The organism is Clostridium sp. YIM B02551 (genome assembly GCF_022324735.1).
In the GTDB taxonomy this organism is placed as follows: domain Bacteria; phylum Bacillota; class Clostridia; order Clostridiales; family Clostridiaceae; genus Clostridium_T; species Clostridium_T paridis.
Window position 1 is genome coordinate 30019 of sequence record NZ_JAKGTF010000015.1, and the last position, 13939, is coordinate 43957.

The 13939-nt window shown below is 29.5% G+C and carries 14 protein-coding genes; 13 read left to right on the forward strand and 1 reads right to left on the reverse strand.

From position 1 onward, the window contains the following. Positions 1 to 16: 16 nt before the first annotated feature. Entirely contained in the window at positions 17 to 871 is an 855-nt protein-coding gene (locus tag L1S47_RS17000; protein ID WP_238885124.1) for a magnesium transporter CorA family protein, read from the reverse strand. A 156-nt stretch (positions 872 to 1027) separates the two neighbouring features. Between L1S47_RS17000 and namA the strand changes: the two genes are divergently transcribed. The 13 genes from namA (at position 1028) to L1S47_RS17065 (ending at position 13776) form a co-directional block, all read left to right on the forward strand. After that, positions 1028 to 2044: an NADPH dehydrogenase NamA gene (gene namA, locus L1S47_RS17005; RefSeq protein ID WP_238885126.1), complete on the forward strand. Its 1017-nt coding sequence runs from the start codon at positions 1028 to 1030 to the stop codon at positions 2042 to 2044. A gap of 131 nt (positions 2045 to 2175) precedes the next feature. Next, positions 2176 to 2559 (forward strand): helix-turn-helix transcriptional regulator, encoded by a 384-nt coding sequence (locus tag L1S47_RS17010; protein WP_238885128.1) that lies wholly within the window; start codon positions 2176 to 2178, stop codon positions 2557 to 2559. Positions 2560 to 2583: 24 nt separating this feature from the next. Continuing rightward, positions 2584 to 3168, forward strand: a complete 585-nt coding sequence (clpP, locus tag L1S47_RS17015) for an ATP-dependent Clp endopeptidase proteolytic subunit ClpP (protein ID WP_238885131.1) — start codon at positions 2584 to 2586, stop codon at positions 3166 to 3168. A gap of 169 nt (positions 3169 to 3337) precedes the next feature. Continuing rightward, positions 3338 to 4021 carry a hypothetical protein gene (locus L1S47_RS17020; protein ID WP_238885133.1) on the forward strand — a complete coding sequence of 228 codons (684 nt, stop codon included), beginning with the start codon at positions 3338 to 3340 and terminating at the stop codon, positions 4019 to 4021. Between the two features lie 11 nt (positions 4022 to 4032). Further along, positions 4033 to 4365, forward strand: a complete 333-nt coding sequence (locus L1S47_RS17025) for a PadR family transcriptional regulator (RefSeq protein WP_202767593.1) — start codon at positions 4033 to 4035, stop codon at positions 4363 to 4365. 164 nt (positions 4366 to 4529) lie between these two features. Further along, a complete protein-coding gene (locus tag L1S47_RS17030) occupies positions 4530 to 5249 on the forward strand; it encodes an ATP-binding protein (protein ID WP_238885135.1) in 720 nt (239 codons plus the stop codon). A gap of 221 nt (positions 5250 to 5470) precedes the next feature. After that, positions 5471 to 8704: a two-component regulator propeller domain-containing protein gene (locus L1S47_RS17035; protein WP_238885137.1), complete on the forward strand. Its 3234-nt coding sequence runs from the start codon at positions 5471 to 5473 to the stop codon at positions 8702 to 8704. Positions 8705 to 8991: 287 nt separating this feature from the next. Continuing rightward, complete coding sequence (locus tag L1S47_RS17040) at positions 8992 to 10668, forward strand: 2-oxoacid:acceptor oxidoreductase subunit alpha (RefSeq protein WP_238885139.1); 1677 nt, start codon at positions 8992 to 8994, stop codon at positions 10666 to 10668. A 1-nt stretch (position 10669) separates the two neighbouring features. Then, positions 10670 to 11530 (forward strand): 2-oxoacid:ferredoxin oxidoreductase subunit beta, encoded by an 861-nt coding sequence (locus L1S47_RS17045; RefSeq protein WP_238885141.1) that lies wholly within the window; start codon positions 10670 to 10672, stop codon positions 11528 to 11530. Between the two features lie 93 nt (positions 11531 to 11623). Next, a complete protein-coding gene (locus L1S47_RS17050) occupies positions 11624 to 12241 on the forward strand; it encodes a carbonic anhydrase (protein WP_238885143.1) in 618 nt (205 codons plus the stop codon). A gap of 29 nt (positions 12242 to 12270) precedes the next feature. Continuing rightward, entirely contained in the window at positions 12271 to 12651 is a 381-nt protein-coding gene (locus tag L1S47_RS17055) for a DUF1232 domain-containing protein (protein ID WP_238885145.1), read from the forward strand. 104 nt (positions 12652 to 12755) lie between these two features. Then, positions 12756 to 13295 (forward strand): phosphatase PAP2 family protein, encoded by a 540-nt coding sequence (locus tag L1S47_RS17060; protein ID WP_238885147.1) that lies wholly within the window; start codon positions 12756 to 12758, stop codon positions 13293 to 13295. A 157-nt stretch (positions 13296 to 13452) separates the two neighbouring features. Continuing rightward, positions 13453 to 13776 carry a hypothetical protein gene (locus L1S47_RS17065; protein ID WP_238885149.1) on the forward strand — a complete coding sequence of 108 codons (324 nt, stop codon included), beginning with the start codon at positions 13453 to 13455 and terminating at the stop codon, positions 13774 to 13776. Positions 13777 to 13939: the final 163 nt, after the last annotated feature.

Below are 13939 nucleotides of genomic sequence, written 5' to 3' on the forward strand. Positions count from 1 at the left end.
CTAACTGCTTTATTAATTAAAGGTATTTTCTCTTTTTAAAAAAGTATACCTCAAATAAAATAATAATCATTAAGACAAGCATAGACATGATAAATCCAAAAGGACGATTTATCAATGGCATATTTTCAAAATTCATCCCAAATATCCCTGTAACTATTGTTGCAGGTAAAGATATAACTGTGATTATGGTTAATAACTGCATAGTTTTATTCATTTTATTAGAAGAAACTGAGTTATATATATCTATACATGAGAAAATAGATGTTTCTACATTTTCAACTAATATAAAGGTATTATCTAATATAAAGGATATTTTATCAAATAACGCTAAATCATTAAATTCTTCTTCAAGATAACTAAGCATAGATCTATAGAAAGTTGTATTTCTCTTCATAATAGAAATTTCTTTTTTTATTGAAAGCAGTTCTTTAAGATTAATATCATCTTTATAGACTGCATTTTCAAAAAGATCATCTAATAGACCTTCAATCTTTATTAACTTTTCTGTATATGTAATGGAGAAATGTTGAAACAATTGAAGTAAAATAATCCTCCAGCTTATATTCTGATATAAAGACCATTTTTCTTTTAAATATTCTATGAAGTCAACGTCATTATAATTAACTATCAGGATATCATCTTCAATTACTGCATGAATATGTATATTTTTATTGTCATGATAAAAAGGAATTCTCATAAAGAGATTATCTTTATTCTTAACAACTATGTCGTTGTGGATGTTACTAACAAATTCACTATTAATACTAAAGTCGTCATTTTTGTCCATTAAGTAGCATATAAGGTCAGGAATTTCTTTATCCCATTCTCTATTTTCTTCTATTGTAAAATCAGAGTAAATTAATGTACCCATATAAACCTCCATATATAATTTTTAAATTATATGTAAATATAGTTTAACATAAAGGCTTTAATAGTTATAAGAATTTATTGTAAAAATTGAGCTTTACTTTTAATTTAATAGAACTATAATAATTATAAATAAATATAAGTAACAGGAGGTTAGAAGATGACTAAGATTTTTGATTCATTTAAAATTAAAGATTTAGAATTTAAAAATAGAATTATAATGGCACCAATGTGCATGTATTCTAGTGACATTACTGGAGAAGTAAAGGATTTTCACATACATCATTATGTAACAAGAGCAATTGGTGGTGTAGGTGGAATTGTTATTGAGGCTACAGCTGTTGAGGAGAGAGGGGTAATATCTCAAAGAGATTTAGGTATTTGGAAAGACGAACATATAGATGGCTTAAAGAAACTAGTTGATTCTGTTAAAAAACATGGAACACCTATTGGTATTCAAATAGCTCATGCAGGTAGAAAATCAGAATTTACAGGAGAGATCGTTGCGCCATCAGCAATCCCATTTGACGATAAAAGCAAAACTCCTAAGGAATTATCAGTTAATGAAATAAAGGAAGTTGTAGAAGCTTTTAAAAATGGAGCGAGAAGAGCCGTAAAAGCTGGTTTTGACTTTATTGAAATACATGGTGCTCATGGATATTTAATTAATGAGTTTCTATCACCATTATCAAATAAAAGAGATGATGAATATGGTGGAACCTTACAGAAAAGAGCAAAGTTTTTAGATGAGGTTCTTAAAGCAATAAAGGAAGTAATTCCAGAGAATATGCCAGTAGTACTAAGAGTTTCAGCTTCAGACTTTACTGAAGGTGGAAATACACCTGAGGATATATCGAAGATAATAAATCTAGTTAAAAATTATGGAATAGATTTAATTAATGTAAGTGCAGGTGCAGTTGTTCCGGCTGCCATAAATCTTTATCCAGGATATCAAGTGAAATTTGCAGAGAAAGTTAAAAAGGAAACTGGATTACCAGTTATGGCAGGAGGATTAATTCTAGATAGAAATATGGTAGAAGAAATTCTAGGAAATGAAAGAAGTGAGTTTGTATTTTTAGCAAGACCATTACTTAGAGAGCCTTACTTGGTATTGAGATGGGCAAAAGAAGTAGGAAGGGAAGATTTAATTCCATATCAATATAAAAGAGGATTTTAATTTAATAATTAATATAAAAGGCTGTAGCGTATTTTTGCTACAGCCTTTTTAACTGAGCAAAAAAAGACAGGATTTATAAAAAGAATTAAAATATAATAAAGTAAAAGAGTAACATAGGTAGGTGATTTAACATGGATCATGATTTATGTATTAAGGAGTCTATTGAATATATTGAAAAGAATTTAATGGAAAAAATAGAACTTAAGGAACTAGCTGATAAAGCATTCCTATCAAAGTATCATTATCATAGAATTTTTCATGCAATTGTTGGTGAACCAGTAGCTGAATATGTAAGAAAAAGAAGGCTTGAAGAAGCAGCTTATGAGCTTATTAGTTCAGATAATAAAATCATTGATATTGCATTAAAATATCAGTTTGGTTCGCAAGAAACTTTTACAAAGGCATTTAAAAAAATATATGGAGTACCACCAAGGGTGTTTAGAGAAAATAGAAGTCAAATTACTTTAATTAGTTCAAGAAATAAGGGTATAAGCAAGCTTTCTATGGTAGCTTGATAGATATTTTAAGGAGGGATTTATGTGAGTTATGTACCAGTTGTAATTGAACAGACAAGTTTAGGGGAACGTACTTATGATATATACTCGAGGCTATTAAAAGATAGGATAATAATGTTAAATGACCAAGTGACTGATGCCTCAGCTAATATAATAGTAGCCCAATTATTATTTTTAGAGTCAGATGATCCAGATAAGGATATACATTTTTATATTAATAGTCCAGGAGGATCAATTACTGCAGGAATGGCTATTTATGATACTATGCAATATATTAAGCCAGATGTATCTACAATATGTTTAGGTATGGCAGCTAGCATGGGATCTTTTTTACTTACAGCTGGGGCAAAAGGAAAAAGATATGCACTTCCTAATAGTGAAATTCTAATACATCAGCCCTCAGTGCAAGGTGGTTTTCAAGGGCAAGCCACAGATATAAAAATTCATGCTGATTGGCTACTAAAAACTAAGAAGAAAATCAATAGGATATATAGTGAAAATACAGGCAAATCTATTGATAAGGTAGAAAAAGATATGGAAAGAGACTATTTTATGTCTCCAGAGGAAGCACTAGAGTATGGAATAATAGATAAAATTTTAATAAAGTAATAAAGTGTAAGTTTGTAAGAGTAGAAATCTAAAAGATTTTTACTCTTTTCATTTTATAAATATTTGGAAAAAATAATTGACATTCTAGCTACTATACATTACCATATAGTTAAGAACTATTATGCATTGCATAATACCTTGCAAAACATAAAAGTTAAGGAGAGATATTATGAAACCTAATGAACTAATTAAAGAAATGAATGAATATGGTCTGAAACTAAATGAAGAAAATCAAGCTTTGTTTGATGAAATAAAGTTAAAAATACGTTTCTCTAAGTTACAGGAGCAAGATGCAGAAGAGTTTAATCATCATTGCCTTTCACTTTTTATTCAAGCAGAAAAAGAGGGGAAAGATATAAAAACAGTACTTGGAACGGATAATATTGATGAATTTTGTAATGAATATATAAGAGAAGTAAGAGATAATTATAGCTTATTAAAAAAGATAGTATTAGCATCAACAATTATACCTTTAGTTATGGCTATTTTTACAGGGGTTTGGGAGATGCTCTTTGGCTACTTAATTCCACTATGGGTAAAAGATAAAACCATTTCCTTTGATGTACCAATAACATTATCAATGATAATTGATACAGTTATTGCTTTTTTAATCATTAACTTAGCCATAAAAACTCTACCGAAAGCCTCTTGGATACTTAATCATGGATCAAAGAAGGAAGATAGAAAATGGACATTAATAATGTATATTGTAGCTTTCTGTACCATAGGAATGTTCGTAGTGACCAAATTATTATTTAATCAGATTCTATTTAATTTAAATTTCTTTATATTTATTATTGGAATAGGCATTTTTTACTTGCTTCTTAAAGTACTTGAAAATAAGCTGGATTAAGGTGACGAATAATGAATAATAAATCACAATTATTAAAAGGAAGTTTAGAGGGGTGTGTTTTAAAAATCATCGATCTAAAAGAAGAGATATATGGTTATGAAATAGCTAGACTATTAAAAGAAAATGGATTCTCAGATATTTCAGAAGGAACTTTATATCCTTTGTATACAAGACTTCAGAAAAATGGACTAATAACTAGTACCATGAAGGCATCAGCTTTTGGGCCAGCTAGAAAATACTACAAACTTACTGATAAGGGTGTTCAGGAGTTGAATGATTTCTTAGAGGCCTGGGGTTATTTAACACAAAATATTAATGCAATCATTAATGGAGATATAGAGTAGAAATTTATTAAATGTTTCATGCTCAATGGATATTTTTATGAATATAAATTCTTAATTATATCATTAATAAAAATAAAAAACCGTGATAATTGTAACATTAGTTACTGAATTGATTCATCTCATAAACTATAATTTAGTTATAAATTATGGGTGGAGGAATCAAAATGAAAAGAAAAATTGTTAGTATAGATAAAGAAAAATGTAATGGATGTGGAATTTGTATTACTGCTTGCCATGAGGGGGCATTAGAACTTATAGATGGAAAAGCAACCTTGGTAAGTGATATCTATTGTGATGGCTTTGGAGATTGCCTTCCAGGATGTCCAATGGATGCAATAAATATAATTGAACGAGATGCAGAGGAATATGATGATGATGCAGTACAGGAAAGAATTAGAAAGAAAAATTTAACTAAAAGTAAGGATATCTTTGACTTTACTCCTTTTGGATGTCCATCAACAAAAGTTGAGATAAATAAAAAGAATAATTCAAAAAAGGTTGAAGTACAAGATAAAGAAGAAAGTGAAACAGCCCTAGCTCAGTGGCCATGCCAAATAAAATTAGTATCACCTAATGCACCATTTTTTAGAGATGCAGAGCTTTTAATAGCAGCAGATTGTACTGCTTTTGCATATAGAGATATGCATAATATAATGGAAGGTAAAATCACACTTATAGGATGTCCTAAACTAGATTCGGTGGACTACTCAGAAAAACTTTCAGCTATTTTAGAAAATAATAAAATTAAAAGTATAAAGGTTGTTAGAATGGAAGTTCCTTGTTGTGGAGGTTTAGTAGAAGCAGTTAAAAGGGCGATGCTAAAGAGTGAGAAAGTAGTTCCTTGGGAGACAATAACTATAGGAACAGATGGTAGAATTATATAAATATTTTAAGGAGAAAATAAGCTTGTCATCAAGACAAGCTTATTTTTATTTGCTTTAAATTAATACTAGTATAAATTACTAGTATATTGCATTTAATACAAAAATGTAAATTTAAATATATTATTCACACACTAATTAATAATTTTGGTATAATGATAGATATTTGTAAAATTTTAAAGTTTAGCGAAAGATGAGATATATTAAACAAATTCGGAGGAAAAATGAGAAATATAGCAAGAAGATGTATATTATTTCTAATGGTTTGTAGCTTGGGTTTAAATTTATCTGTTGAAACCTTTGCTTATAATAATCCAAAGATTAATTTTAGTAGAATAACAATAGATGATGGACTATCACAAGCTTCTGTTCAAACAATACTACAAGATAAAAGTGGATACATGTGGTTTGGAACGTCAGATGGATTAAATAGGACTGACGGCCAAGAATTTAAAATATTAAAGTATAGTGATAAACAAAATGATAGCATAAGTTCTAGTTATATTTCAGATATGATCGAGGATGAGGAAGATAATTTTTGGGTAGGAACAAGTAATGGTCTAAATAAGTTAAACAAAGATGGAAAACTAATTAAAAAGTACGGAATGAATAATAGTAACGAGGGATTATCGCACTATAATATTTGGGCAGTAACAGAGGATAAAAACGGAGATATCTGGATTGGTACTGAAAATGGATTAGATATATTTGATAAAAAGAATGAAACATTTAAGAAATACTTCTATAGTAAAGATGTAGAAATAGGACTAAGTAATAATTTTGTAACAGCATTAACCTTTGATGATAATGGAAATGCATGGATTGGAACCAAAGATGGTCTTAATTTTTATGATGTAAAAACAAAAAAATTCAAGAGATTCACTGATGAGAATGCAAATACTCAACTAAAAAATGATTATATTAAACGTCTTTTATACTATGACAATAAAATATGGATTGCAACTAACGGCGGTGGGTTAAGTGTGTATGACATTAGTAATAATGTATTTAAAACATATGTAAATAATGAGAGTGATAAAATGTCTTTGCCATCAGATTCGGTTGAATGTCTATATAAAGATAAGGACAATAATATTTGGGTGGGTACAGACAAGGGACTAGCATTATATAAAAAAGATACTGATAATTTTGTAGTATATAATAACAAATTTTATGATAGTCAAAGCTTGGTAAATGATGTAGTTCTCTCAATATATCAAGATGAATCCGGCATAATGTGGATAGGTACATATAATGGGGTAAGTTATTTTAACCCCATAAACAGCTTTAATCATTTCAAAAAGAATCCAATTGATGATAATAGTCTTAATGATAATGAAATTGAAGGTTTTTATGAAGATAATGAAGGGGTTCTATGGGTTGGTACCAGTGAAGGTGGACTAAACTCAATGGATAGAAAGACTGGAAAAGTAAATCATTACATGTATTCTCCAACTGATGAGAATAGCATAAGCAGTGATAGCGTTTGGGGAATAACAGGATACGGAGATAAATATGTATATATAGCAACTTCAAATGGACTTAATAGATTTGATAAAGAGACAGGAAAATTTAAAAGATATGATTTGAGTGAATTAACAAATGGATTAGTAAGCAGTGAGAGCAGATTTTTATACATAGATAGCGAAGGATTATTATGGATTGGTACTAGAAATGGGTTAGCGGCTTTTAATCCTAAAACAGAAGGCTTTACATATACAGATTTATTATCTGTTAGCAATATAACTGATAAATTGATTACTTCCATTTATGAAGATATAAACGGCAATATGTGGTTTGGATGCGGACTTGATGGAGGATTAATTAAATATAATAGAAGGACGGACAAGCTTAGAATATATAAAAACGAAATAAATAATCCTAAGTCGTTAAGTATTAATAGTATAAAATCAATAAATGGAGACAGTAATGGAACCATTTGGATTGCCACAAATCATGGCTTGAATTCATTTAATGTAAGCAAGGAGGAATTCACTAGATATACTGAAGATGAAGGTTTAGCTAATGATTATTGCTACGGAGTATTAATTGATAAAGATAATAATCCATGGGTAAGTACAAATGGAGGAATATCAAAAATTGATATGAGTAGTAATAGAGTAATAAACTATGATGTTTCAGATGGCCTTCAAAGTACTGAATTTAATGCATACTCGTTTTATAAAAGCAAGTCTGGCGAAATGTTTTTCGGAGGAATTAATGGATTTAATAATTTTTATCCAGAAAATGTAGTTAAAAACTATTATTTAACGAATGTTAGAGTTAGTTCCTTTAAAATTTATGATAAAGCTATTAATTTTACTCAAAATATAGATTTAAAATATAACGAAAATTATTTTACAATCAGCTACTTTCTTCCTGATTATAGAAATACTAAAAAAATAAAATATGAATATATGCTCGAAGGGGTAGATAAAGATTGGGTAGAATCCGATAACAGAAACTATGCAATGTATACAAATGTAGATCCTGGAAAATATGTTTTTAAAGTTAAGGCAAGAAATTCATCAGGAATATGGAGTGCACCAACGGAAGTAGAAATAAATGTTAATAATCCCCCTTGGAAAACACCAGGAGCATATTTTTTATATGCTATGTTACTTGCTTTAGTGATTTATTTAATTTGGAATTATGTTTATATACTTGAAAACATGGTAAATCAAAGGACGGTACAATTAAATAAAGAACTTGTAGAAAATAAAGTTCTATATAATAAACTTATAGAAAATGAAAGATATAAAAATAACTATTTTATAAATTTATCCCATGAATTAAGGACACCTCTTAATGTTATATTATCTTCTATTCAGCTTATAAGAACACTAAACCAAGAAAATAAGTTAAAGAAGGAGAAAATTGAGCAATACGTAGAGGTTTTAGATAAGAACTCTAATAGATTATTAAAAAATATTAATAACATTATAGATACATCTAGAATAGAATCGGGAAATTACAGACTTAACTTAGAGAAAGTGGATATCGTATATTTAGTAGAAGAAGTTGCACTTTCAATGAAAGACTTTATTGAAAGTAATGGGTTAGAACTTATAATAGATCCGGAAGTTGAAGAAAAACAAATACTATGTGATGCAAACGAAATTGAAAAATGTATAATAAATTTAATAGGAAATGCAGTAAAATTTACTCCGGAAAATGGGTCTATTTATATTAGTATATTAGACTTAGATGATAAGATTGAAATTTCAGTTAAGGATACAGGCGTTGGAATAAAGAAAGAATATATCAATATAATATTTAATAGATTTGCACAGGCCTATAACACTATTACAGAAGAACATGGAGGAAGCGGCTTAGGATTGACACTAGTGAAACATTTAGTCACTCTACATGGAGGAGATATTAGGGTTAATAGTGAGGTAGGAAAGGGTAGTGAATTTATAATAACATTACCTACAAATATAGAAGAGAATAATTAAAATGATGACCTAATGAAAAATACCATTCTCAAAGGAATGATATTCATTGGGTCATTTTTATTTTACTCTTTAAGAATTTATAATATTTTACACATTTTAATAATTAAAGCATATAAATGAAAACAAATGCCAATTAAAGATAAATTGCAATATACCCTCCAGGGGCATGCTAATCATTGGAAATGGGTGATAATTATTATTGATTAATAATACATATCAATTATAATGAAGGTATAAAAGAAATTAATGATTTTAAATATATACAAAAATACAAGGAGGCATGAAACGTGAAGTATAATATATTAATTGGTGGAGCCGCAGGACAAGGAATGGACACCATAAGCGATTTTTTAGAAAAAATACTAAAGCTAAAAGGATATAATGTTTTTTCAAATAAAGATTATATGTCTAGAGTAAGAGGAGGACACAATTTTATTCAAGTAAGGTTTGGGGATGAGCCTATATACAGTCATTCTCCAAATCTAGATTTTATTTTTGCATTAGACAAAAATACATTAGATATTCATCTTGAAAGATTATCACCTGATGGAATAGCAATTGTAGATGAGGCAATAAATTCAGAAGATGACCGGGTTAAAGCATTACCACTTAAGAAAATTTCTTTAGAACTTAAGTTGTCAAAAGCTTTAGGAATGGTAGGACTAGGAGCTATTCTTAAGTTTTTTGGAATATCTCTGGACAAAATAGAAGAAGTTTTTCCTAAAAAGTTTGCTGCTGAAATAAGAGACATCAATCTAAAATCTTTAACCAAAGGATATGAGTTGGTAAATAAAAAATACGAACTTAAACCCATAGGGGATCAAAAAAACTTGCTTTTAGATGGAAATACTTCAATTGCATTAGGAGCATTAGCAGGCGGATTAAATTTTTATTGTGGTTATCCTATGACACCAGCAACTTCAGTAATGACATATTTATCAAAGAAACAACTTCAAGCAGGAATTGTAGTTGAGCAAGTGGAAGATGAGATTGCTGCATTAAATATGGCAATAGGTGCATCTTATGCTGGTGCGAGAGCGATGACAGGTTCATCTGGTGGAGGAGTAGCATTGATGGTTGAAGCCTTTGGACTTGCAGGTATTACTGAAACACCCATAGTAGTACTAGACTCTCAGAGACCAGGACCAGCTACAGGGCTTCCAACAAGAACAGAACAAAGTGATCTAAGCTTTTTATTAACTGCATCTCAAGGAGAATTTCCAAGAGCAGTATTGTCTGTAAGAAACGCTGAAGATGCATTTTATCAGACATTTAAAGCCTTAAATATAGCAGAGAAATATCAAACTCTTGTTGTCTTATTAACAGATCAATATTTAGCAGATGCAAAGGTTACAGTTCCATATTTTAATTTAGATAAGCTCACTATAGATAGAGGAAAATGGCGAGAGGATGACTTCCAAGAGGGAGAAGAATATAAGAGGTATTTACTAACAGATGATGGAATATCTCCTCGAATTGTTCCAGGAAAAATAAAAGGGCAGACAGTTTTAGTAGATTCAGATGAGCATAATGAAGACTCTCATATAACAGAATCGGAAAAAGTAAGAATTGAGCAGATGAAAAAGAGAATGAAAAAGCAAAAGTTGATTGAAAGTGATATTGAGGAACCTGAATATATGGGAAGTGAAAAGCCTGAATTGATTCTAATAGGATGGGGTTCAACTTATGGAGCCTTAAAAGAAGCAGTTGAGCTATTAAATAAAGAGGAAGATAGATTTGGTGCTTTAAGCTTCGGAGATATTTATCCTTTGCCTAAAAAAACATTAGTAAAATTTAAAGGTAAGGTTAAGTTTATAAATGTAGAACAAAACTTTACTGGTCAATTAGGAAAGTTAATAACTCAGGAAACAGGAATTCTAATGGATTCAAGTATCCTAAAATACGATGGTAGACAGATAAATGGGTACGAATTAGTTGAAAGGATAAAAAGTGAGGTGAAATAATATGCTTGATATAAAAATATTTGAATCAAAAGATGAAAATGCTTGGTGTCCTGGTTGTGGGAATTTTGGGCTTCTAGAAGGGATAAAAGAAACCTTAGCGGAACTTGAAATAGAGCCACATGAGGCAGTTGTAGTTTCAGGGATTGGTCAAGCTGCAAAGATGCCACATTATCTAAAAGTAAATGGATTTAATGGACTACATGGAAGAGCACTTCCACCTGCTCAAGGAATAAAGCTTGTAAATAAGAATTTGAAAGTTATTGTTGTAGGAGGAGATGGAGATGCCTATGGTGAAGGCGGAAATCATTTCTTGCACGCAATAAGAAGAAATTTAAATATTACTCAAATTGTTGGAGATAATCAGATATATGGATTAACAAAAGGTCAAGGATCTCCAACTACATTTCTAGGGCAGATAACTTCTATGCAATTTGAAGGAGTAATTCAAAATCCTATAAATCCACTTGCAGTGGCACTTGCTGCAGGGGCTACATTTATAGGAAGGGCTTTTTCAGGAGATAAGGAAACCCTTGTAAGTGTTTTAAAAGAGGCTATAAATCATAAGGGCTATGCATTGGTAGATGTATTAGAACCTTGTGTTAGCTTTAATAAAGTAAATACTTTTAAGTGGTATAAGGATAGGGTTTATAGATTGCCTAAGGAATATGATGCAACAGATAGAGTTAAGGCAATGGAAAAGGCACTAGAATTTGGAGATAAGATACCTACAGGTATTTTATACAAGGAAGAAGGGAAGGCAACTTTTGAGGATTTACATCCTGTCATTAAAAATAAGCCACCAATAATTGATAGAAAGTGGCAAGTTAATGATGTAGAAAAATTCTTAAATGAGTTTAAGTAATCTATAAAATAAGAGAGGCTTGTATAATCATATTTACAAGCCTTATTTTTATGATATAATATCAATAAATTTAAAATAAAGGGGCTAAAACAAATGAAAGATACGAATAATGTTCGAACGGCAAGGTATTATTTAGATAAGCTTATAGAAGGAAATGAGAGATTTTATCATAAGAAAAATTATGAGGAAGTTGATATATCAGAAGCAATGATAAAAAGTTTAGAAGAGGGACAAAATCCATTTGCAACAATACTATCTTGCTCGGATTCAAGAATTACTCCAACAATAATTTTTAATCAAGGACTTGGGGATATATTTGAAATAAGATTAGCCGGAAATATAATTAGCAGTGAAGCTTTGGGATCAATTGAGTATGGGATAACAGCAGTTAATATTCCTGTACTTATGGTATTAGGCCACCAGGGATGCGCAGCTGTTAATGTTGCCATTGAGTATGAAAAAGGAGAAGGGAAATATCAAGGAGAAATAAAATCTATACTTGAAAGAATTTCTCCCTCAGTTAAAAGAGTAAAAACAAGAGTTTATAAGGATTTATATCAAGAAAGCATAATTGAGAATATTGGTAATACCCTTAAGGAAATACTTAAAAGTAGTATAGTTACTGACGCAATAAAAGATGGAAGATTAATTGTTGCTTCTGCTATATATAACTTTGACGGAAAGGTAGAAATATTAGACGTGATTTCATAGGTGTTATTAATTTTATGGAGGTAATAATTATGAAAAAGGATTATAGTAAATATTTTTCTGAAAGTAAACTATTAGAAAAAGCTAAGCATTATTCAAAAAGTGCAGGAATTAAAGTTATTTATGCGGTATTAATACTTTTTTATACCTTACAAAAACCAGAAATCTCAATGAAAGACAGAGCTATCGTAGTTAGTGCCTTAGGCTATTTTATACTTCCTTTTGATGCAATACCAGATTTCATACCTTTTGCAGGCTATAGTGACGATTTTGCAGCATTAGCATTTGCAATAATGAAAATATCAAGACATATTGACCAGGAAGTTAAAGATAAGGCAAAAAGAAAATTAAATACATGGTTTAATAAGGTTGATCCTAAATCGTTAATAATTGTTGAAGATAAAATATTTTAATAAGAGAATAAGAAAAAATTTAAAAGGCTAATTTAAGCCTTTTTTAATTTGACATAAAAGTTCTTATATTCTAGAATTGATTTATTATTTATGGAGGATTTTTTATGTGGTTTATTAATTATATAGATTTAGGAACTATAGATTTTATTAAAAATAATTTAGATAATAAGTTTTTTGACACGATCATGCCTGTTTTCACTAACCTAGGCAATGGAGGCCTAGTCTGGATTATAATATCTATTTTCTTGCTTACGCAAAAAAAGTATAGAAAAATAGGGGTTGTTACTTTAGTTGCGTTACTAGTAACTTATTTAGTTGGAGAGATAGGAATAAAAAACTTGGTTAGAAGAGAAAGGCCTTTTATGAGCATACATGAAATAAAGCTTTTAATTAAGGCTCCAAGTGGATTTTCCTTTCCTTCTGGACATACTGCCAGCTCCTTTACAGCTTCAACAATATTAAGTTCATATTTTAAAAAATATAGAGCAATAATATTTTCTTTAGCTATAATAATAGGATTTTCTAGGATTTATCTAATGGTTCATTACTTAAGTGATGTTTTAGGAGGAGCAGTGCTTGGTATAGGTATGGCTATACTAATAAAATACATCTTTAAAAAATTTGAGAAAAACTATTTATTATAGGATAAATTTTAATTATATATGAATAAAGTGTTACTTATGTAATATAGATATACTATAGTATTAAATAAGGTCGTGTTGAGCAATGGGTAATGGGGTTATCATTAGGTGTAATAACTGCCACTTTTCTCAAGAATTTCTATTGGGTAAAGGGGCATATTTGCCTCAATTAGAAGAAATTTTAAAAACTTCTGATAAAAAATGCATAAGAATAGTAAAACAGATAAATGAAGAGTACCCAATAGAAAGATATACTGTTGTAAGACAATTATTTTATTGTAGTGATTGTAAAAATATAATTGATAAAAGTATACTTAAAGTAGAATTTTCTGAAGGAATTTCCTATGAAGAGGAGATATTTTGCAGTAATTGTGGAAGCAAGCTTAAAAAAGTAATTGATTACAATGAGATAAAGGACATTGCATGTCCAGAGTGTGGACTTGAGGCATTAACTTATATCAATAATTATAGTTCCTGGGAGTAGGATTATTATTTTTAAAAATTAAATTAATTAGTAAAAAATCGATTATTTAATTAATATAAATAATCGATTTTTTTGTATATCCTATTTTATATATAGGTATTTACTAGAATTGGTGGTCTTTGTATAGTATAATAAATGAAAATATAGGGTTTTAAGTTTCCTA

Bases quoted from the DNA above. Each gene is read 5' to 3' on its own strand.
- L1S47_RS17000 (WP_238885124.1), bottom strand. From the start codon at position 871: ATGGGTACATTAATTTACTCTGATTTTACAATAGAAGAAAATAGAGAA.
- namA (WP_238885126.1), top strand. From the start codon at position 1,028: ATGACTAAGATTTTTGATTCATTTAAAATTAAAGATTTAGAATTTAAA.
- L1S47_RS17010 (WP_238885128.1), top strand. From the start codon at position 2,176: ATGGATCATGATTTATGTATTAAGGAGTCTATTGAATATATTGAAAAG.
- L1S47_RS17020 (WP_238885133.1), top strand. From the start codon at position 3,338: ATGAAACCTAATGAACTAATTAAAGAAATGAATGAATATGGTCTGAAA.
- L1S47_RS17025 (WP_202767593.1), top strand. From the start codon at position 4,033: ATGAATAATAAATCACAATTATTAAAAGGAAGTTTAGAGGGGTGTGTT.
- L1S47_RS17030 (WP_238885135.1), top strand. From the start codon at position 4,530: ATGAAAAGAAAAATTGTTAGTATAGATAAAGAAAAATGTAATGGATGT.
- L1S47_RS17035 (WP_238885137.1), top strand. From the start codon at position 5,471: ATGAGAAATATAGCAAGAAGATGTATATTATTTCTAATGGTTTGTAGC.
- L1S47_RS17045 (WP_238885141.1), top strand. From the start codon at position 10,670: ATGCTTGATATAAAAATATTTGAATCAAAAGATGAAAATGCTTGGTGT.
- L1S47_RS17050 (WP_238885143.1), top strand. From the start codon at position 11,624: ATGAAAGATACGAATAATGTTCGAACGGCAAGGTATTATTTAGATAAG.
- L1S47_RS17055 (WP_238885145.1), top strand. From the start codon at position 12,271: ATGAAAAAGGATTATAGTAAATATTTTTCTGAAAGTAAACTATTAGAA.
- L1S47_RS17060 (WP_238885147.1), top strand. From the start codon at position 12,756: ATGTGGTTTATTAATTATATAGATTTAGGAACTATAGATTTTATTAAA.